This window comes from Pseudoalteromonas sp. Xi13 (genome assembly GCF_003952205.1).
Classification (GTDB): domain Bacteria; phylum Pseudomonadota; class Gammaproteobacteria; order Enterobacterales; family Alteromonadaceae; genus Pseudoalteromonas; species Pseudoalteromonas atlantica.
Genome location: NZ_CP034439.1, coordinates 58,552 through 79,866, shown reverse-complemented (window position 1 = coordinate 79,866; position 21,315 = coordinate 58,552). Strand labels below are relative to the sequence as shown.

18 protein-coding genes and 2 tRNA genes are annotated in these 21,315 nt (G+C 41.0%); 12 read left to right on the top strand and 8 right to left on the bottom strand.

From position 1 onward, the window contains the following. The first annotated feature begins 4 nt into the window (after positions 1–4). Complete coding sequence (locus EJ103_RS00385) at positions 5–1,489, top strand: HAMP domain-containing sensor histidine kinase (protein WP_126005434.1); 1,485 nt, start codon at positions 5–7, stop codon at positions 1,487–1,489. Positions 1,490–1,531: 42 nt separating this feature from the next. Here EJ103_RS00385 and EJ103_RS00380 read toward each other — a convergent pair whose 3' ends face one another. After that, the gene (locus EJ103_RS00380) at positions 1,532–3,718 is read right to left on the bottom strand and encodes a S9 family peptidase (RefSeq protein WP_126005432.1); all 2,187 of its coding nucleotides are present in this window, start codon (positions 3,716–3,718) and stop codon (positions 1,532–1,534) included. A 133-nt stretch (positions 3,719–3,851) separates the two neighbouring features. Further along, a complete protein-coding gene (locus EJ103_RS00375) occupies positions 3,852–7,559 on the bottom strand; it encodes a S8 family serine peptidase (RefSeq protein ID WP_126005429.1) in 3,708 nt (1,235 codons plus the stop codon). Positions 7,560–7,797: 238 nt separating this feature from the next. Between EJ103_RS00375 and EJ103_RS00370 the strand changes: the two genes are divergently transcribed. Continuing rightward, positions 7,798–8,262, top strand: a complete 465-nt coding sequence (locus tag EJ103_RS00370) for a DUF2721 domain-containing protein (protein ID WP_004589012.1) — start codon at positions 7,798–7,800, stop codon at positions 8,260–8,262. A gap of 50 nt (positions 8,263–8,312) precedes the next feature. Here the strand turns inward: EJ103_RS00370 and EJ103_RS00365 are convergent, their stop codons facing one another. Together EJ103_RS00365 and EJ103_RS00360 are read right to left on the bottom strand one after the other, a co-directional pair. Continuing rightward, positions 8,313–8,846 (bottom strand): hypothetical protein, encoded by a 534-nt coding sequence (locus EJ103_RS00365; RefSeq protein WP_004589013.1) that lies wholly within the window; start codon positions 8,844–8,846, stop codon positions 8,313–8,315. Between the two features lie 11 nt (positions 8,847–8,857). Then, on the bottom strand, positions 8,858–11,191 hold the full coding sequence (locus tag EJ103_RS00360) for a S8 family serine peptidase (protein ID WP_126005427.1): 2,334 nt from the start codon (positions 11,189–11,191) through the stop codon (positions 8,858–8,860). Positions 11,192–11,405: 214 nt separating this feature from the next. Between EJ103_RS00360 and EJ103_RS00355 the strand changes: the two genes are divergently transcribed. Further along, positions 11,406–11,858: a cytochrome c gene (locus EJ103_RS00355; RefSeq protein WP_024032101.1), complete on the top strand. Its 453-nt coding sequence runs from the start codon at positions 11,406–11,408 to the stop codon at positions 11,856–11,858. A 64-nt stretch (positions 11,859–11,922) separates the two neighbouring features. Here the strand turns inward: EJ103_RS00355 and EJ103_RS00350 are convergent, their stop codons facing one another. Beyond that, positions 11,923–12,585 (bottom strand): cytochrome b/b6 domain-containing protein, encoded by a 663-nt coding sequence (locus EJ103_RS00350; protein ID WP_126005425.1) that lies wholly within the window; start codon positions 12,583–12,585, stop codon positions 11,923–11,925. Between the two features lie 149 nt (positions 12,586–12,734). Between EJ103_RS00350 and EJ103_RS00345 the strand changes: the two genes are divergently transcribed. The 3 genes from EJ103_RS00345 (at position 12,735) to EJ103_RS00335 (ending at position 14,605) form a co-directional block, all read left to right on the top strand. Continuing rightward, positions 12,735–13,439: an AzlC family ABC transporter permease gene (locus EJ103_RS00345; protein ID WP_126005423.1), complete on the top strand. Its 705-nt coding sequence runs from the start codon at positions 12,735–12,737 to the stop codon at positions 13,437–13,439. Continuing rightward, positions 13,436–13,735: an AzlD domain-containing protein gene (locus EJ103_RS00340; RefSeq protein ID WP_004589018.1), complete on the top strand. Its 300-nt coding sequence runs from the start codon at positions 13,436–13,438 to the stop codon at positions 13,733–13,735. Before EJ103_RS00345 ends, EJ103_RS00340 begins: the two co-directional genes overlap by 4 nt. A 378-nt stretch (positions 13,736–14,113) precedes the next feature. Beyond that, complete coding sequence (locus tag EJ103_RS00335) at positions 14,114–14,605, top strand: glutathione peroxidase (protein WP_126005421.1); 492 nt, start codon at positions 14,114–14,116, stop codon at positions 14,603–14,605. 111 nt (positions 14,606–14,716) lie between these two features. Here the strand turns inward: EJ103_RS00335 and EJ103_RS00330 are convergent, their stop codons facing one another. Beyond that, positions 14,717–14,902 carry a hypothetical protein gene (locus tag EJ103_RS00330; RefSeq protein WP_004589020.1) on the bottom strand — a complete coding sequence of 62 codons (186 nt, stop codon included), beginning with the start codon at positions 14,900–14,902 and terminating at the stop codon, positions 14,717–14,719. A gap of 380 nt (positions 14,903–15,282) precedes the next feature. On the opposite strand from EJ103_RS00330, the gene EJ103_RS00325 reads away from it, so the two are divergent. Next, positions 15,283–16,077 carry a YggN family protein gene (locus tag EJ103_RS00325; RefSeq protein ID WP_004589021.1) on the top strand — a complete coding sequence of 265 codons (795 nt, stop codon included), beginning with the start codon at positions 15,283–15,285 and terminating at the stop codon, positions 16,075–16,077. Between the two features lie 58 nt (positions 16,078–16,135). On the opposite strand, the gene EJ103_RS00320 is transcribed toward EJ103_RS00325, so the two are convergent. Further along, positions 16,136–17,578 (bottom strand): PLP-dependent aminotransferase family protein, encoded by a 1,443-nt coding sequence (locus EJ103_RS00320; protein WP_126005419.1) that lies wholly within the window; start codon positions 17,576–17,578, stop codon positions 16,136–16,138. 106 nt (positions 17,579–17,684) lie between these two features. Here EJ103_RS00320 and EJ103_RS00315 point away from each other — a divergent pair, with 106 nt between their 5' ends. Further along, complete coding sequence (locus EJ103_RS00315; protein WP_126005417.1) at positions 17,685–18,614, top strand: EamA family transporter; 930 nt, start codon at positions 17,685–17,687, stop codon at positions 18,612–18,614. 36 nt (positions 18,615–18,650) lie between these two features. Here EJ103_RS00315 and EJ103_RS00310 read toward each other — a convergent pair whose 3' ends face one another. Beyond that, the gene (locus EJ103_RS00310; RefSeq protein WP_126005415.1) at positions 18,651–19,523 is read right to left on the bottom strand and encodes a YegS/Rv2252/BmrU family lipid kinase; all 873 of its coding nucleotides are present in this window, start codon (positions 19,521–19,523) and stop codon (positions 18,651–18,653) included. Between the two features lie 327 nt (positions 19,524–19,850). Between EJ103_RS00310 and EJ103_RS20115 the strand changes: the two genes are divergently transcribed. The 4 genes from EJ103_RS20115 (at position 19,851) to EJ103_RS00295 (ending at position 21,213) form a co-directional block, all read left to right on the top strand. After that, complete coding sequence (locus tag EJ103_RS20115; RefSeq protein WP_164521604.1) at positions 19,851–19,991, top strand: hypothetical protein; 141 nt, start codon at positions 19,851–19,853, stop codon at positions 19,989–19,991. Between the two features lie 220 nt (positions 19,992–20,211). Beyond that, positions 20,212–20,302: transfer RNA gene (locus EJ103_RS00305), tRNA-Ser, on the top strand. Between the two features lie 53 nt (positions 20,303–20,355). Next, positions 20,356–20,448 (top strand) — tRNA-Ser (locus EJ103_RS00300). A gap of 276 nt (positions 20,449–20,724) precedes the next feature. Beyond that, the gene (locus EJ103_RS00295) at positions 20,725–21,213 is read left to right on the top strand and encodes an RNA-binding protein (RefSeq protein WP_164521603.1); all 489 of its coding nucleotides are present in this window, start codon (positions 20,725–20,727) and stop codon (positions 21,211–21,213) included. Positions 21,214–21,315: the final 102 nt, after the last annotated feature.

Below are 21,315 nucleotides of genomic sequence, written 5' to 3'. Positions count from 1 at the left end.
TATTATGAACCTATCTTTGTATCAAAAATTAGCGGTGTCGTTGGTGGTTATATTTTGCTTTATTTGTGCACTCGTATACAGCTGGAGTAAACAACTAGAGCTCACCTCAAAACATCATGGCGAGCAAAACCTGCACTTAGCCCTTGCTGAGCATTTAGTACAAGATAACCCATTAATAAAAGAGGGTGTATACGACTACGCAGCCCTAGAAAACCTATTTCATACTTTAATGTTATTAGGCCCCGCATTTGAGTTTTATTTTGTAGATGAAAACGGAAAAATCCTCACTTACTCAGCAGAGCCTGGTAAAGTTAAACGCACTCATATTAATTTAGCCCCCTTAAAAAAGCTGATTAACAACCCAGCTGCAGCGCCAATTTATGGCGATGATCCAAGAAATAAAGCGCAGCAAAAAATATTCTCTGTAGCGCCTGTTTTTAATAACGATAAGCTGCAAGGGTACTTGTATGTAATTATTGGCGGTGAAGCTTACGATACCTCTTTAAACACAATTAAAAATAATGACAAACTATGGCTTGCCGCATTATGGCTTGGAGCTGCACTTGCATTTTTACTGATTGCGATGCTTATTTTACTGCGCTTTTTTACCAACCCTATTCAGCGATTAGCCCGTGATGTAAGCAATATTGAAGCAGCTAATTACAGCCTTGCCGATACCAAACTCAGCAACTATTCGACCCAAAAAAGTAACGAAGTGCACAGTTTAGGCCGTAACATTCAAGCGATGGTTACCCGTATTGACGAGCAATTTAAAGCTCTTGAGCAAAGCGATAAACAGCGCAAGGAGTTGCTTACTCATTTATCTCACGATTTAAGAACCCCCCTTGCCTCTTTGCAGGGGTTTTTAGAGGTGCTTAATCAGTCGGGGTCACAATTAAGCGCTCAAGAACAACAAGAATACTTACATGTATCCCTTAATAACTGCGCGCAGCTTAAACAGCTTATTGAACAAATTTTTGAATTAGCCCATTTAGAAAACGGCGAAATAAGCATTCACAAAGAAACCTTTAATTTAGGTGAGCTTATTTACGATTGCATTGCGAAGTTTTCTCTAACCGCCGAGAAAAAAGGCCTTAACTTAACGGTAGAGCCTGCAATTTGCGATTTTCCTGTTGTAGCCGATATTGCAAAACTTGAGCGTGTTTTAAGTAATTTAATTGATAACGCAATAAGGCACACACCTAAAGGCGGCAGTATAGCTGTAAACGTTAAGCGTATTGATGAAAAGCAATTATTTGTGCAGGTTTCTGATACTGGCGTGGGTATTAAGCATGATGAGCTAAACGCGATTTTTAATCCGCATTACCAGGCTTCAAATTCAAATAACGAAGGGCGCCAACAAGGTGGCTTAGGGCTGGCTATTTGTAAGGGGTTACTAAAACTTATGGACAGTGATATAAATGTACAAAGTGAGCTGGGCAAAGGCACTATGTTTAGCTTTAACTTGCCGCAAAAAATAAAGGTATAGCCAACGGCTATACCTTTAGAACATTACTTAATTTTGATTTTGTTAGTTTTTAATACCGGCTAAATCAAGCATAAATGCATAGTTTAGCGCAGTATCTTCTAGGCGTTTAAAGCGACCAGACGCCCCACCATGGCCGGCTTCCATATCTATTTTAAACAGCAGTTTATTATCATCTGTTTTATAGTCACGCAGCTTTGCAACCCACTTAGCCGGTTCAAAGTATTGAACTTGTGAGTCATGTAAACCGGTAGTCACTAACATATTAGGATACGCTTGCTTTGAGACTTGATCATACGGCGAGTACGACAGCATGTAATCGTAGTACTCTTTTTCATTTGGGTTACCCCACTCACCATACTCATTGGTAGTAAGTGGTATGCTTGCATCAAGCATGGTGGTAACTACATCAACAAAAGGCACTGCTGCGACCACCCCTTTATATAGCTCTGGTGCTTGGTTAACCACCGCGCCCATTAATAAACCACCAGCACTACCACCGTAGGCAAATATTTCGTCTTTTGCGCCATAACCTTGTGCCACTAATGATTTGGTTACATCAACAAAGTCGTTAAAAGTGTTCTTTTTAGTTAATAACTTTCCGTCTTCATACCATGGGCGTCCTAACATTTGCGAACCACGCACATGCGCTATAGCAAACACAAAGCCACGGTCTAATAAGCTTAAACGTGAGCTTGAAAAAGTAGGGTCCATGGTGGCGCCGTACGAGCCATAACCATATTGCAGTAATGGGTTTGTGCCATCCTTTTTAAATGCATCTTTACGGTACACTAAGCTTACCGGCACTTTTATACCATCGCGCGCACCTACAAAAATACGCTCCGAGGCATAGTTATCTGCGTTAAAATCACCTAACACGGCTTGCTGTTTAAGTAGGGTTTTATCACCTGATTTAAGGTCAATATCGTACGACGAAACCGGTGTCGTCATACTGGTATAATAAACACGTAATTTGTCGCTGTTTATATCGTTGTTGCCATAGCTTGCAATGGTATAGGCACTGTCGTTAAAGCTTAGCGTGTGCTCATCTCCAGTCGATAAATGGCGAACAATAAGGCGCGACTGACCCAACTCTCGCTCTTGATATACAAGGTAGTCTTTAAATAAATCAACGCCTTCTAGCTTAATATCATCGCGCGGCGCAATTACCGTTTGCCAATTTGCTTTATCATGCGCTTTATCTACATCCACCTTCATAAGCTGAAAGTTAACCGCATTTAAGTTAGTGACGATGTAATACGTATTGCCAAGCTTTGAAATACTGTATTCAAGATCGTCCTCACGCTCAATTAAGCGCTTAGGTTTTGCTTTATTATCATCTGCGCTGAGTACCGACATACCAGAGGCATTGGTGCTGCTGTGCCAAATATATATTTCTGAGCCATCTTTGCTCTTACTAATACCCGTGTAATAACTTGTATCAGCTTCTTCGTAAATAAGTTCATCATCGCTTTGCGGTGTACCTAACGTATGGCGAAAAACTTGATAGCCAAGTAAGGTTTGTGCATCTTTTTTAATGTAGTAAAAGGTTTTATTATCGTTTGCCCAAATAACGCCGCCATTTGTTCCCTCAAGCGTGTCTTCGAGTAATTGACCTGTGGTTAAATCTTTTACCTTTATGGTGTAAATTCTACGGCTAACGGTATCTTCCCCGTACGCCATTAAATTTCCGTTAGTACTTACAGATAAGCCACTTACAGCAAAGTAGTCGTGATCTTTGGCCAATGCATTTACATCTAAAATAACTTGCTGATCAGTGCCTTTAAAATCGCTACTGCGAACATAGGTAGGGTATTCGTTTTCGCCACGCGTTTGTGATGAATAAAAATAGTCGCCTTTTTTAACAGGCACCGAGTCATCGTCTTTTTTAATACGCCCTTTTAACTCTTCAAATAACTTATCTTGCAATGTTTGAGTATGCGCAAGCATTGCCTCAGTATAAGCGTTTTCAGCATTTAAGTAACTTATAACGTCTGGCGCTTTACGCTCGTCATCACGTAACCAGTAGTAATCATCAATACGTGTATCGCCATGAATCGTCATTTCATGAGGTACTTTTTTAGCAATTGGCGCCACGGCGCTCACTGGTTTTTCTGTTTGTTGTGTTTGCATAGTAGTTGCTGTATCTGAAGGTGTACTTTTTGGCGCATTATCACACCCGGCTAGCACAGCGAGTGATAACGCGGCTAGCGTGAATGAAGAACGAATCATTATGAAATCTCTATGGTTTTTATTATTGGTGCTATTAAATATACCTAATAATAAAGCGTGGTGTAATTTAGTTTGTGAAGCTATGTAAAAAGGGAGCCGAGGCTCCCTTTAAAATAAAGTGCTAGTTATAAAATTACTTTTGTTTACGACGACGCATAAATGCAAACGGCGCAGCAAGTAACGTTAACCAAGCTAGTGAGCCCGATGAACCATTGCTTTCAGGCTCTGGTGTTGGCGTCACTGGCTGAGGGTCTGCAATGGTATCGTTAACAACGATTGATACCATAGTTTCTTCGGCGCTAGTGCCTGATGCTTCACGCACTGTGTATGTAAAGCTATCTTCACCAGAGAACTGTGCATTTGGCGTATAATCAATCGTGCCATCTTCATTCACGGTTGTAGAGCCATTTGCAGGTGCAGAAACCACCTCAACAGTTGATGCCACTAAGCTGCCTTTAATCCTTACACCTTTATGGGCAGAAAATTCTGCATTTTCTGTTTCTGAAGAGGCTACTGCGTCAAATACAAAACGCGACTCAGCCATGTCATTGGCTAATACATCAATAGTCACTGTTTGCTCTTCATCAACTTCTACTGCATCTGCAGCTGTGTAATGGCTACGATCTTTTGCAAAGGCTTGATATTGAATATCAACAACACCGCCTTTGATTTGATCGACTAAGTAGCCACTACCAATAGCATTACCCGTTGGAACTGTGTCCAGCATTGCACCTACGTTGCCATCAGCAGACTCTACACCCGCTGAGTAAGGTGCAGGTAAAGCAGGCACATCAATGTAGTTCATACGAACTTCATCAGTCCCTTCTTTTAAGATCACTTGGAACGTGTACTTATCACCTAAAGAACTACCCCAAAGCTCAACGTCATGCCATTCTACAACTACATAGCCGCTATCAAATTTAGCCACATAAAGATCACCGCCACCGCTCGTGCCACCCGCTAAATCAAAGTCAGCCCAAAGCGGCGCAATAACACCATTAGGTGTACGTGCATTAGGCATTGCTTGAGGGCTCCAAGAGTTAGTTGTATTTACATCTGCACCAACAGCAATAAAGCCGTTATCTGAGATAGTAAATGCTGAGTACTCTTTCCCATCAAAAATAAAGTCAGCTTCAACCGTAATGGTTATCTCATCACACCCGTCAGGACACGCTTGTGGCTCAATGCCTTCATCAGCCAATGAGAAGGTACCTAAGAAATCACTGCTGTTAATAGCAAATTCTTTTGGCCCTAATGTGCCCGTCCAAGTTAGTTCTTTATTGTCTTCACTTAATGTTACTTCACCTGCACCATTAGTCACTTCCACAACAGGGGCAGCACCTTTAAGAAGTTCTGCATTTTCATCAAGTTTTACATTTACTGATAGCTCGTCAGTGAACAGAGTATTATTAAATTGCACACCTACTTTTGCTGGAGTAGAAGAATTTAAAGAATCGGCATCGACGGTTGCACTGAATACACTGCTATTTGTTGCTTCGTTATCGTAAATAGCAAATGGTAAGTGAGCGATTTGACCTGTCTCAGTATGAGTCCACACTACGTGGCCAAAGTTCCAACCTTTAACATCGTTAAATGTTGAATCAATATCTAAGTTAAACTCAGCCATGTCAGTGCTTGTTTCTGCACCTTCAGAGTCTGTAGAGGTAGAACCGTGCGCGCCAAGCATAACGGTGCTAGGCGAAACTGTAATTTCAGCGCCTTGCATATCGGTTACTACTTTTGCAGTCCACTCACCAGCAACATCAGTCATATTTTGCACGGTATTTGAGAAGCTACAAACGCTTAAACAACTTGGATCGGCGTAAGAGCCATGATCAAATGTAAGTGCTGCCTCTAGCGCATTAGGCATATCTAATCGACCGGCACCTACATCAAATGCATCAGCTTTGGTAACTAAGTCTTCTTTATGTAGGCCATCCATTTTAGATGAGCTCATAAGCGCCGTTTTGATTTGTACCGCATTCCACTCTGGGTGAGCTTGCTTCATCAATGCTGCTGCACCAGCAACATGAGGGCTTGCCATACTTGTGCCTGTAATCGCATTAAAGGTAATACCATTACCTTCATCTGGCGAGTACGCAGATAAAATATCTGTACCTGGCGCTGCAATATCAGGTTTTAAGAAGCTAGGCTCACCATTAGGACCACGCGAACTTGAAGAGTTTACTGCATCAGTAAATTTCTCTTGAATTGTTCTTTTAACACTAGGGTCGAGTGAAGCAATAACCGGCTCTTCAGCTGCAGTTAACAGCTCAACCAAGCTTAAACCATCTTCTTGGCTAATCGCTGAGGCTGGAATTGTGGCGTCATCCATAGACATGCCCATAGCACCGCCAGCAACATTGTTGTGGATAATTACCGCTGTTGCACCTGCTTTCGCCGCATTTTCAGCTTTGGCTGAAAACGCACAGCTACCACGAGAGATTAATGCTACAGAGTCTGCAAATGAGATATCTTCAGCAAACTCTTCACACCCTTCAAAATTATCAGGAGCAATCACTTGCGCCGAAATAATAGGAAGTGAAATAGGGTCTGTTAATAAACCATTGCTTCCTTCAATGCTTAAATAGGTTTCACCTGCCACTTCAATTTGTTGAGAGAAGAAACGCCCTGTTTGCGTATTGGCAACTGTTAAACCAGACTCAATACAGCTAGGACAACCAATAGTTTGTGCGCCGTTACCATCGTTACCTGCTGCGGTTACAACCACTACACCCGCTTCTTCTGCAGCTGTGAATAAATCACTGTATGCACTGCTTGATGGATTACCACCTGCACCACCGCCCCACGAGTTATTAATTACGTCTGCGCCATCTTTAATGGCCGCTTCTAATGCCCCCATTAGTGCAACGGTAGTACCACTGCCTCGTCCATCGGCTGTGTGCCAAAGCGCTTTATAAGCCATTAACTGTGCCGCTGGCGCAACACCTGAAATTGACACGTTATTGTCTTGGTAAGTAATTTCAATTGGGTTACCTACAGCAGTACCCGCAACATGCGTTCCGTGACCGTCGTAACCGAGTGGAGAACCAATATATTCATCAGGGTGAACATCACTTGGTGTTGGGCCAAATGCACGCGCCACAATTAATTTATTATTACAAAAATCGGCTTCACCACCCTCTATACGACAGTAATCGGGGTTTTCTGCGATGTAAGCCGCTTCTTCTTCACTAAACTCTGCAGCTGCAAAACCCACATCTGAAAACATAGGATTTTCTGGGCGAATACCCGAGTCAATAATAGCAACTTTAACGCCTTTACCAGCTTCAGATTGACCACCAAGCGCCTGCCATGCCTCAACGCCTCTAATCACATCAATAGAAGCATCCATTAATGTGTGGTACTCAGTATCTAAAAATACTTTTTTTACACCCGCAAGTTTAGCGAGCTTTTCACGTTGACCTTGCTCACCTTCTACCACGATACCGTTGAATAACGTACTAAATGAATGTGAAACTGAGCCACCGCTAACAGATGCGGCTACTTGCGCTACACTTTTTTGTTTTGCTTTTAAGTAGCTGCTGTACTTTAACGCAGGTGCTGAAGATAGATTAACTTTACTATCCCCAGTTACTGCTGCAGAGGTTGCTTCAAGCCCTGCAATGCCGCCTTTGTAGGTTGCTAGCGGCTCGTCTTCAAGCTGGATAATATAGCGTGCTTTAGTAGAAATGGTTTTATCTTGAGAGTATGTTTTTACACTTGATGTTTCTGGGACATATCCTTTAGATAAATCAGGTGCGGCGGCTGCACCGTATGACATCATAGCTAACCCTATAGCTGATGAAATAGCGGTTCTTTTCAGTGTTATATTAGACATTATTTCCCCTGGAGTGAGTTTTATATTATTGTATTTACTCAATTCAATGTGATTAGAATTGTGATTTTAATATAGAACTACAGCCCTCAGGCTAGCAACAACTCAATTACAAGTGGATTACAAAACTGCAGGAATAGCATCGCAAAAACATCACAACAAACTAATTTTAAATAAGTTTTTCCATTTCTGTAATTTGTAAATCACTGTAAACAAAACCTAACTTCTCTATGGAAAATGAATGAGTAACGACGTTATAAATATTTTAACCATGGCTAAAGTAATTCAGACTGCCGTCGCCCCTGTCTTTTTAATTACGGGTATTGCTGCCACGCTCGGGGTTTTATCTAATCGTTTAGCCCGCATTACTGACCGTGCGCGACAACTTGAGCGAAAACTCAAGGTAAGCACCGATGAAGACTTTAATAAAACCCTAGCCACAGAGCTGCGAGCCCTGTTAAAGCGCTCTCGATGTATTCACATTGCTTTTAGTATGAGCGTGCTAAGCGCCTTGCTAGTATGTGCTGTGGTTATGCTGTTGTTTTTATCACACATTCAGTCTATTAATTTAGGGGTGACAATTGCCAGCTGTTTTGTGGCTGCAATGGCCTTATTAATATGTGGTTTTATGTCGTTACTTGGTGAGGTATTTTTGGCCACACGTAGTATGCGCCGAGGGATGATATTTGCTGATATTAACGATTAGCAATAAAAAAGCCCGAGATTTTCTCGGGCTTTTATCACAACATTTTAATTTTATTGCGCAGTATAAATAGTCTCTAACACTTCAATTCGCGCTTCTTTAGTATAATCAGATGACTTTAACTGCTCTGCAGCAGCTAAAATATCTTGGCCCTCATTAACAGCTAATACCGCTATTTTAGTACCTGGGAAAACAGACACTACCTTTAAGCCAGACAGCTGAGCTACCTCTGTTGCGTTCATGCCATCTTTAAGCAAAACAGTAATATTGCCAGAAAGCGACGTTAAGTTGTTTGTTAGGACATTACGTACCAGTGTACCTTTTGTTACTAACGATGAAGCCTCAGAAGATTCAACAACCGCCATCTCACCTTTAGTCGAAACAACATACTCATCAGCAGCAACACTTGTTGGTACTAAACGTAAGTTTTTTTCTACAACGTAAGAGCCAAAGTCGGTTTTGCTGTATTTCACACTATTTACCGGCTTTTTTGGAAGTTGCAGCTCTTTATCTGCTACTGAACTCGCTGTTGCACTTAGAGAAATACACGCAGCAGCACCTAAAATAACTAATTTATTCATTTTCATATCTATATTCCTTACTCTTGACCTGCGTGACCAAATGCTCTCAACGAAACGCCTTCTAAAACGCTTGCGGCACGGTTATTTGAAATACCTACGGCACCAAGTCCGTTATCCCCGCCATCGCTGAATGCAAAGCTATCTGCTGCAGCATCAAGAACACGAATAGTCCAAGTACCTTTTGTTGTCTCGCCATAGAAAGCATTAGACAGTAGTACCGCATCTCTTAAAACATACCCTGTGTTCCAACCGTTAGTAAAGCTATAAGCTGGGTAAAATAGAGCTTGCTTAGACGCTAGTAATACACTGCGTGTGCCTGATGGAGACGTCACTTCAATTGCTAAATCGGTACCAGCAGATGTTTGCGTACCATCCGCTAAACCAAAGCCCATTTCAGTATTGCTCACATCAAACTTAAACTGCATTGCTTCAATGTTTAGCTCTTCTTCAACAGTGATTTGCTGTGTAACACCCGCGGCACTGTTATCTGGGATTTCTAGTGTAAGAGCCTCTTCTTCAACAACAGAGCCAACACCACTCCAATCTGTAATAACTTGCTCACCTAATGCTACGTCGTACTCTTTTGCCATCGCAACTGCAGCACCAGCATCTACACGTCCAAAACCATATAAGTTATTAAAGTTATAACCTGCTGCATTTTCAACCCAGCCGTCATGCGCTACAAATTCACCTTCACCAACGCTAAGCGTTACAACTTCATCTTCTGCATCGTTAACTGTGCTTGTAGTAGCTAAGATATGACGAACATCACGCCATGTTAGCTCTGAATTAGCTGATAAAATCAGTGATACTACACCTGACGCATTAGGTGCTGCCGAAGAAGTACCATTAAACGTAGAGGTATAGTTACAGCTAGCGTTATCTTCATGTCCTGGGTAGTTGAATGGGTATTGCGATGCAGCAAAGTCTTCGCCATATGCTGCAGCCCATGCCGTAATCGAGCTACCATTAAAGCCTGAGTACCCATTAATACAGGTCATTTGATCAGTTGTCACCATGGCAGGCGCCCAGCGCCCATATTCACCCGCAGGGGCTGAAACCATTAAGTTAGCACCACCGCTTGAGTAGCTTGTATGCGTACCATCAGCATTTACAGCTGCAACGCTTAAGTAATATGGATGACCTTGGCTTGGCTCAAACGCGCCGTTATAACAAGTAAGGCCTAGCTCATTTGCGCCGTTATCGGCACATAATGACCCTTCACCGCTACCATCGACAAACGAGTTACCGCTCGATTTCATGTTTAGGGCACCTTTACCATCACGAAGGTTAAGGTTAGGGTATGACTCGATAGCTTCATCTAGCTCTGAGTAGCCAATAAACGTTGGGAAGGTAATACCGTAGCTGCGGTTAAACGCAGAAATATTTTCTGATGTGCTAATACCGCTACCTGGGAAACCATGCGCAAGTAAATCAGTTTGCTCAATTTTATCGCCACCTAGGTAGTTCATGCCAATTAGACCAGCATCTGGTGCAACACCGCGCCCGCCCTTACCATTCCAACCTTTCGCTGCAATTAAGCCTGCAACACTGGTACCGTGGTCGCCGCTATTTGACAGGCTAGTAGGGTCGGTGCGATCCAACACATCAACATCTAAATTTAAAGAACGGTTTGGTAACACGTTATCAACTAAGTCTTCGTGACGAATTTCCATACCAGAGTCAACAACAACCGCCGTTACGCCAGCACCTGTAACACCTTGAGCGTACGCAGCTGCTACGTTCATATCTTCGCCAGCAACCAATTCTTCTGCTTCTGATTCAGCAAAATCCTCGTCAAAAATAGTTTGCGCTTCTTCTTCGCTGTAACCTAATTGGTTGACATATAAATCAATTAGGCCTTGTTTCATTTCATCGCTTAGAGCGTACGATTTTTGACCTGTGTTACGCAGATGCCATTGCTGATTAGCCAAAGGATCTGACGCAATATCACTAATTGTTAATTGCGCAGACGCCGACTTACCATTTGCATTAGCGGTGTAATCAATTACCGCGTCTTCGCCTGAAACAGGAACGTAAGTAAAGGTATCGCCTTCAACAGTTAGTAAGCCATGGCTAAAAGTATATACGCCATCTTGCGCTTCAACCGCTTCACCATTTTCAGTAAATGTATAACTAAGTGTATCGCCATCGTTATCACTTGCATTAAACTCAGCAGTTACAGGTACCCATTGCTTTAAACCAGCAACGGCGACATCGCTTGCTTTTGGTGCAACATCAGTTACTACAGCAACTTGGCTATTATTGTCATTGTCGCTGCCGCCACACCCTGCTAGCGTCATAACTACTGCGGCAGAAAGTGCCGACATTTTAAAAATATTATGCTTCATAAACTTCCTTCGTTAATTATTTTTATGATGACTCAAGGTACACAACAGGGCACTTAATAACAACGCACTGTTTACAGTCGTTAACAATAAACTGACAAACTGTAATGATATATTCAGAAAACAAGCTATGGGTCATTAAAGTTTCACTTGAATAAAATAAGTAATCGATTCAAGATGTCTAATTAGTAGATATAATTTCTTACAGGGGCAAAACATGAAATTAAAACAATTTTTAGCAGGGGTTGCTTTAGCAACATGTACACTTAGCGTATCTGCAAATACTGCATTTAAAGAGCCAAGTGATGCTATTGAATACCGTCAAGCTGCGTTTTCTATGATTTCAGTGCAAATTAGCGATATGGGCGCGATGCTAAAAGGTAAAATTCCTTTTGATGCAGAGCAATTTAAAATGCGCGCTAATAACGCAGCAGCCCTTTCTAAAATGCCATGGGAAGCGTTTTACGAAGGCACTGATAAAGGTGATACAGCAGCATTAGCTGATGTATGGTCTGATAATGCAACCTTTGTTAAAAAAGCCAATGCCTTTGCTGCCAATGCAGATAAGCTAGCTTTAGCAGCTCAATCTGGCGATAAGGCGGTAATTGGTAAAGCATTTGGCGCATGGGCCAAAGGCTGTAAAGATTGCCACAAGCAATTTAAAGACTAATTACAATTAAAACAATGCACACTAAAACGGCGCTTTATGCGCCGTTTTGTTTTTTTGTTAGCTATTAACTTAGCAAATAACTAAGTGGTTCTTTGCCCCACGTAACAGCCAGTAGCACTAACAACCCAACAAAAATAGCCCACGCCAACCAAGGAGCTTTCGTGTTATCTATATTAGTTTGGGTGGCTTGCTCGCTGTTAGCCTGTTCACCAGTGATCATTGCTTTGACAAGTGGTTTTCCTTTTATTTTATACACAACAATGGCAGTAACATGCAGACAAATGGCATAAAATAAAATATCGAAATTAAGGCGGTGCAGCCAATTTGCAAAATCAACTGTTGAGCTCGACACATACTCAACCAAAGGCCCATCAGTCAAAATGCCATCACTGCTCATTAGCCCGGCCACTAACTGCACTATAATAAGTACAAAAAACAACAAAACCATGTAGCTACCTGGCGCCGAATGACCCACTCCTTTACTGGGGTTTTTGAACTCTTTAAGTACTGCTATTGGCGAGTGCAGTAACGCGCTTAATTTTGCCGTTTTACTGCCCACCAAGCCCCACACTAAACGGGTCACTATTAATGCGATTGCGAAAAAGCCAGCCACAAAATGAAGCTCAATCATGCCCTCGTCAATGCTAAAGTAAAGCACAGCAATATTAATCACTAATAACCAATGAAAGCTTCTTATAAAGCCATCCCATACTTTTATACTTTGCATATACATCCTCAACTTGTTGCCAGGCTCTGGCACATTATTTTGATACTAAAGCCATTATTCCAAAGTTTTACTAACGCTGCATTAATGATATTACATAAAGCGCTATTTATGGCACACTAAACGCACAAACTTATTACTTACTTGTATTAATGAATATAACTAAACGCGCAGTATTAAAAGGTTTTTTTGATATGCTCCCGCTTTGCCTGGCGGTCGTTCCTTGGGGAATATTATGTGGCTCTTTAGCGATTCAAAATGGCTTTAGTGCCTTTGAAACACAAGCAATGTCATTACTTGTATTCGCGGGTTCTGCACAATTAGTTGCAATTGAACTAATGGCCGGTAACACCCCTTTACTGACTATTTTATTTACTACATTTATTATTAGCTCTCGGCATTTTTTATACGGTTTAGCCGTACGTCATAAAGTTATTTCACAGCCATTACGGTGGCGCTTACCAATAAGTTTTGTACTAACCGACGAGCTGTTTGCCTTTTCGCATCAACGCAAAGCCTATAAAACAAAAGCGCGCCTAATATACGCTTTAAGCGCGGGTTTTAGTTTTTATATTGCATGGAACCTTTGGACACTCATAGGCATAGTTGCAGGAAGTGTGCTCCCTGATTTAACAAATTTAGGGCTCGACTTTGCTATTGCAGCTACATTTATTGCGCTTGTGGTACCGGGCATAAAAAATTTAGCCTCGCTGGTTACTGTGATTGTTGCGGGTATTAGCGCCACAGTTTTAAAAAGCACGGAGTTTGAGTTGTGGTTGGTTTGTGCTGCTCTACTTGCAATGAGTGCAGGCTACTTTACTGCAAGGCTTACACAAAAAAAGGACAGCCCATTATGATGCTCACTATATTATTAATGGCGTGTATTACCTTTTTTACTCGTTACTTATTTTTACATCAACGCCTTGGTTTTAAAGTGGGCCCTAAAATGCAGCAGTTTTTAAGCTTTAGCGCACCCGCTGTACTAACCGCTATTTGGGTACCCATTATTTTTATAAATGAAGACGGGCTCAACCTAAACTGGCATAACCCTTATTTAAGCGCAGCTATCGTTGCCATTATTGTTGCCTACAAAACACATAATATTTATTACACAACGCTTGCCAGTATGGGGTTATTTTTAATTTTAAACTAGGGCGTGTTGGCGTTTGAATTTGCAGCAGTATGTTTGGTTTTTAGGCAAGGCAGAGCCTGTGAAGTGTGGTTATTCCCCATAAATAGGCGATAACGTAGCATAAATGCCAAACATGCGCTGCCCTTTGGGTTCTGCCTAGGGGCGATAAACTCTTTGTTGCTCGGTTTTTACTTAGCCCACTAGGTTACAAACCTCGCGCCGCGATTTGATCGCCCCTAGGTTGAACAAATTTCAATCCGCAAAGTTCAACACGCCCTAAATAACAGCCAACCCATTGGCGCATAGTTAAGCGCGGTATTAACAAGCCTAAATTTTATACTTTTAGTAACGCGCTACAGCGGGTAGAATGTAGCTAACAACAATAAAAAAGCACCCATCATGCATGAATTTCATCAATTAACGGCTACTGCGTTAGACGGTAAAACAATTAATTTTAGCGACTTTGAAGGCAAGGTTGTGCTTATTGTTAATACCGCAAGTGAGTGTGGTTTTACTAAGCAGTACGAGTCGCTACAAACTCTTCATAGTGAGTACGCTAAAAGCGGATTGGTTATTATTGGTTTTCCATGTAATCAATTTGGTCAGCAAGAGCCAGGCGACGCAACGCAAATACAACAAGGCTGTTTAATTAATTACGGGGTAAGCTTTTTAATGGCCGCTAAGGTTGATGTAAACGGTCGTCACGCCCACCCTGTATTTAGGTATTTAAAATCGGCCTTACCCGGCTTTTTAACACGAAAAATAAAGTGGAACTTCACCAAGTTTTTGATAGCGCCCGATGGCACACCTATCAAGCGCTATGCGCCTTTTACAAAACCAGAAAAGCTAGAAACCACTATTCAACAAGCACTCGCTAAATTAAGTACATAATAAGTAATAAAGAGGCATAAAGCCTCTTTATTGCCAATGTTTAGCCTTTAAACATGCGTAAACGCACATTCAAACCCTAATAAAAAGGCGCATTATTTTAACTAGCACAATTTAGTCTATGTAATCGTTTAAGTCGTCTTCACCTAGGTTTTTACGCAAACGTTTTTGCTCAAGGTAATCTTCCAACTTCTTTTTCACCTTTTGCTTTTTTTTGTCATGCTGATTACGCCCGACCATTTCGTACTCGTCTTCAACAAAATCATCATCTAGCGCATCGTAACTAAATGTCTTACCCACAACCCACTCCATAAAGTGTTTGAGACCAACTCAGGTTTATTCCTGCACTTGGTAAATTAAAAATGTTTAGCGCTAAAATACGAACAAATTAGCACCAAAATAAAGCCACGTGACTATCGTAAATAGCCTTCATGTCAATATTGTGAATAAATAGCGCTAAATTAAGAAAGTGGAAAGTGAGAGTTTTTTATCGTTTCGACAAATAAAATTTATCATTTATTTATTTTTAGTGTTTTTGACTAAAAAGTAGTTTATTTATCAAAATTAAAAATCATTACAAACACACAAATTTTCATAACTTACTGTTTTAAAATAAAAATAAATAATGGCACTAAACTTGTTAATACTTAGCCGTCATCAACAATTATTAGAGAATAAACATGAAAAATTTACTATTAGTAAGCGCTTTAATTTGTACACCCGCTGCAATGGCACATAACGATAACAATGCGGGTATTTCGTTTAGCAATGAGCAGTGCAATGTAGAGTTTAAAAACGATGTACGCATTAAACCTAGCGAATTAGAAATTTTTACCGCATCTAATCAATTCATGCGCTTTAACAGCAATGGCAACTTAACTATAAATGGCGAACAAGTATCCATTAACAGCGAACAGCGCCAAGCGCTTACCCAGTATTCTGACAACTTACGTACGCAGCTACCTGAGGTCGCTAATATTGCCCTAGACGGAGTGAAAATAGCCGGTGTAGCACTAGAGGAAGTAGCCAACGCATTTAATATTGATGGCCTTGATGACTTATCTGGTCTCATGGACGATATAAGACTTGAAGTAGAAAACACCTTTTATCAACAAGGTACGTTTGTAATGGGCCAACAAAGCTTTAATCAATTTGGTGAAAACTTTGAACATCAATTTGAGGAGCAAATAGAAACCGTGGTTGAGTCTGCCGTTATGCAATCAATGGGCAGTATTTTAGTTGCTTTAGGCTCTGAGCTGCTTGGTTCGGGTGGAGATATGGATGCATTTGAGCAGCGCATGGAAAATATGGGCGCGCAAATAGAAGAAAAAGTAGAGCTGCATGCCAGTGCGCTTGAAAAGCGTGCCAACTCTTTATGCGACAGCTTTGCCAACATAGCACAGCAAGAAGAGCAATTAGTAGCGCAGTTACCCCAGCTAAAAGGCTACGAGTTATTTACCATTAAACAAAATTAATACACCGCACCGTATTTAACATCCCTTTAGCAGCACTTGTATATTAGGTGCTGCTTTTTTATTCTTTTAGCGTGTGAGCCAGCGCACCTAACGTGCTAATAGCCTGCTCTATTTTTTCGCTCCACTGCACCCCGTAACTTAGCCTAATACAGCTTTTATACTTATTACTTGCTGAAAAAATAAGTCCGGGGGTTATGCTAATACCAGCTTCTAGCGCCAGTAAAAATAACTTTTGACTGTCTACCCCTTGGCCTAAATCAAGCCAAATAACACACCCACCTTTAGGGTCACTAATACGCGTATTTTTAGGCATCGCGTTTAATAAGCACCACCGCATGCGCTCTTTGTTATTACGTAAGCGCTGCCTAAGTACTTTTAAATTACGGTCATACTCACCACTGGCTATAAACTCAGAAAGCGTCCACTGATTTATAAGTGAGGCAGAGCAACTTAATGCACGCTTATGCCGGCGCGCTTGTCCAGCAAACTTGCCTGCTATTAACCAACCAACTCGATAACTTGGCGCAGCCGTTTTTGAAAACGAGGCGCAGCTGATCACAAGCCCCTTTTTTGAATACGCTAAAGCGGGCGTGCCACGCTTGGCAGTAAAGTGTAGATCACCGTACACATCATCTTCTATAAGCACAACATTATGTGACTCTATTAAGTCCACCATTTGCTTACGGCTTTCATCGCTCATAAAGCTGCCAACCGGGTTATTTATGGCGGTCGAAAACAAGCATGCTTTTATATCATGTTGTTCAAGCGCTTGAGCTAAGTCGTTAAGCCAAATACCATTGTCGGGGCATAGCGGGATTTCAAGCGCCTTTAATCCTAAGCTCTCTATTAGTTCAATAATGCCGTGATAACAGGGGGTTTCAATTGCAACCACATCGCCGGGCTTAGTAACACACTTAAGTGCGATAGCCAGCGCCTCTTGCGCGCCATTAGTGATCACCAGTTCATCTATATTTACACCAATACCAAAGCCTAAGTATCTATGCACTAATTGCTTTTTAAGCGCAGCAAAACCATCAATAGGGCCATAATTAATAACACTCGCCCCAGCAATTGTCATAACCCGGCGCATGGTACGGACTAAAGCTTTATCGGTAGGCGCGGCAGCAACGGGATTGGCAATACCAAAGGCAATTACATTAGGTTGATGAATAGCGCTGTATACCTGCTCTATTAATGCTTGTTTATTTACAGTGACAGGCTCGCGGCTTAGTTTTACACGCTTTGGCAAACTGTAAACCGTATTAAGCACCGTTAAAAAGTAGCCCGATTTTTCACGTGCCTCTACTAACCCTTGATCTTCTAACGCTTGATACGCTTGCTTAACTGTCGGAATGCTAATATTTAAGTTACTGGCCATTTTACGAAGCGAAGGAAGCTTTTCCCCAGGTAGTAACACCTTTTGTGCTTGCATGTCTTTAATTAGCTCAATAACTTGTTGATATAAAAACTCGGCTTTTTGCTTATTGGCAGCTGGCTGCATATCTCGCCTCAAATCTGTATAGGTTACATTTATACTTTTCTGTATATGGTAAGTATACAGATAGACTCTAAAATAACCACTCAATCGGTTTTTTTAGAGGTTTGCCATGAAAAGCGCAGCGCTATATCTCACAACAGTGTTAATTTGGGGCTCTACGTGGCTCGCGATTTCGTTTCAGCTAGGCGATATTGCTGTGGAGCTTTCTTTGTTTTATCGCTTTGCCATAGCAGCTGCATGTATGTGGCTATTTGTGGCCTACAAAAAGCCTAATATGCGATTTTCGTTAGTCGATCATGGCTTTTTTGCTTTATTGGCCATTTCTAACTTTGGCTTAAATTATTTGCTTTTGTATTGGGCACAAAACTACCTCTCATCGGCAATGGCCTCTATTGCATTTTCAATGTTGCTAATAATGAACATAGTCAACACCCGTTTATTTTTTGCAAAGCCCATTGCCAAACGTATTTACTGCGGCGCGTTAATCGGCGTGGTGGGTATTATTTGTCTGTTTTGGCCGCATTTACAGCAATTCGACTTGAGTAATGGGGCGTTGGTCGGGTTACTACTTGCCCTTGGGGGTACCTTTGTGGCTTCATTGGGCAATATGATTAGTGTACGTAATTCTAATCGTCAAATAGGTGTGCTGCAGGGTAACGCATGGGGCATGTTATATAGCGCAATAGGTTTAGCCGTTTATGTATTAATAAATGGTATAACGGTCAGTTTTAGTGCCCCTACCAGCTATTGGCTGTCGCTATTGTATTTATCGGTTTTTGGCACTGTGATTGCGTTTGGCTGCTATTTTGCCTTGTTAAAAAACATTGGCCCCGAAAAAGCAAGCTACGCCATAGTGCTGTTTCCGTTAGTGGCCGTTGCATTAAGCAGCTTATTTGAAGGCTTTGAGTGGCATGCAAACACCTTTGCCGGCTTTAGTTTAGTACTACTGGGTAATGCAATTGTACTTACCCCCACAAAAAGAATTAACGCCTTTTTAGCAAGCCGCTGCGTTGCTAAAAATGGCTCCGTCCCCAGTTAGAGGCGTTTTTAACGCACTAACACAAAAGCGCCTACCCTACTGTAGGCGCTTTTTTATTGGTATATGAAAATTAATAGCCTGCTCCTGGATAGCAATAACCGCGGGCGTAACACCTACTAGCTCGCCATCGGCCTCAATTAATAAATCTCTAGTATTAATACGCGCCTGTTTGAGTTGGCTATAAGTAAGCTTTTTTAAAGTATGGTGGCGCTTAAAAATTAATTTAATAAAGCTATATAAATGATCAACAAGACTACCCGCTTGCATTTGGTAGCAATCAAGCAGTCCATCATCAATTTTAGCCCTAGGTGCTATTTTAATGCCGCCGCCAAAATACTGAGAGTTCGCAAATACAGTTATTAAATTTTGATAGCTACATTGCTTATTTAAAAATGCTCCATTTAGTGTGCTTTCTTTGTAAGTAAAGAGCGATTTAAAACTCGTCCACTTATATCGCCAAGCTGACATGCTTTGTAAATGACCCAACTGCTTAATTACATGAGCATCAAAACCAACACCAGCCACATTAATAAAGTAACGAGTATTAATTTTACCTACATCAATTAAGTGTGTGGGGGCATTAAAAATAGCGTTTTGCCACTGTTTAGCTGTGCAATGAAAGCGACGCGCAAAATCGTTGCCCGTACCACAAGGTAATATTGCCAAACTACATGCACTGTCAATCACACCATTAAGTGCCAAATTAAGCGTGCCATCGCCTCCAATAGCCACTGCTATTTGGCTTTTTTGTGCATTCAATTTAACGTTTGCTAAGTCGTACTCAAAATTACCTGTCGTTTTAACCGTAATATAGAGAATATTTTTCTTCTGGCATGTTTTTTTAAGCCAATCGAGGTGATCTAACACCACACTTTTTACGCTCGGTTTAACTATTATTAACAACTGCAAGTAATTTATCTCCTATTAGCCAGTACACCAGCATAAATAAGAATTAAGTTAAAATTAATTTATCTGAATAATTAATCATAAAAGTGCGTAAAAATTTACTAAAAACATTAACAAATACAAAAAACACTTATAAAACAAATCAAAACCTAGTTCCCCTGATTAAATAATTATGCAAAATGGGCACTTGGTAGTTTTAATTAAAAACAAAACAATGCAAATTCAGATAAAAATAACTAATAGCCAAGCCTTAGTTTATATTGTTGTATTTTTAAACAAAAAAGAGTCAAAATGCTCGCGATTTAAACACATACACCTTGGAGCAAAGACATGAACCCAATAAACACCCTAAACCAAAATGCAACAGCCCACGTTGGAGTAAAGCCAACTAACCGTAAAGCTAAAATGCTTGCTAAATTAAACCGTATGGGCAAAAAGTTAGCATTAAACAGCGCCGCGCAATACAAATAATCAACCTTGTTATGCTTATTAAGCAGGGGCAGTAAACAACTAACCACTATTGAAAGCCCTTCTTTAGCTCCCTTAGTTTGCTGCCACCCTTTAATTTTTAGTTTAAATCCTTCTAATTTCCCTCTATTTACAAAAAAAACCGCAATTACGCCTACTTTTTAAGCAAACAGTTTATTTGCTATTTACACGACGGTATCACCTAAGTATTATTCTGCGTCACGGAGAGATGGCAGAGTGGTCGAATGCACCGGTCTTGAAAACCGGCATAGGTTTGTAGCCTATCTAGGGTTCAAATCCCTATCTCTCCACCACTATTTAATTAATGGTATGAATAAACTACCGTTAATACAATCTGTTATGCGTTGGAGAGGTGTCCGAGTGGCCGAAGGAGCTCCCCTGCTAAGGGAGTATAGAGTTTGTAGCTCTATCGAGGGTTCGAATCCCTCCTTCTCCACCATTTCTTTTTAAAAACCGCTTAGTTGCGGTTTTTTTGTGCCTAAAATTTAACAACCAATGTATCCATGGAGGGTGAGAGTCCTCGCTAGGGTTCGATAAAATGTCTGGAACACTTTAAGCCGCCGTAGGCGTTGCGAAGCAATTAATTACATGGATGTAATTAAGCTAACCCCTCCTTCTCCATCATTTCTTATTAAAAGAGGTGAATCGAAACACATTGAATACACTGGGTAGTTACGGCATTATTAATAACAACTCCACTAACGTAAGTTTAATTATGTTTCGTTTAATTGCACCTTTAATAGGCCTTGTGGCTTTAAGTACACACGCAGCCCAAGACATTACGGTTTATAAATGTACAATTAAAGGAGTCGCTACATTTAGCCAAACACCCTGTGCTGACAATGCAGAAGTTATTAAACTAAAACAGCCACTAGTTGCCGATAAGTACGGTAATAATGCAAACTCACCCGCAATGCCTGGTGCCTCTGTAGATAACTACATTGAGATTAAAAAAATTGAGCGTGAAATTAAACGCCACCAGCTTACTATCAAAAATTATAAAGAAGACTTAGCTGACGCCAAACAACAAGCCAGCTATGTTACTCAAGATCAAGCTAATAGAATGGGCGCCGAATCAATAGCCGATGCGATAGCCACTAAAACTACGGCGATTCAAAACCGCTATAACGCATTAATTAGTGCTGTAGAGCAACAAATCTCTATTTTACAGCAGCAAAAACAGCAGCTGAGCAAACAACCTTAACTGCTAAATAAGCAGTTTACAGGTTGCGCAAGGTACACTTTTTACAACATATATTAAAAAATACCGCAAATAACATACTGTTCGCTATACTGATATTTAAAA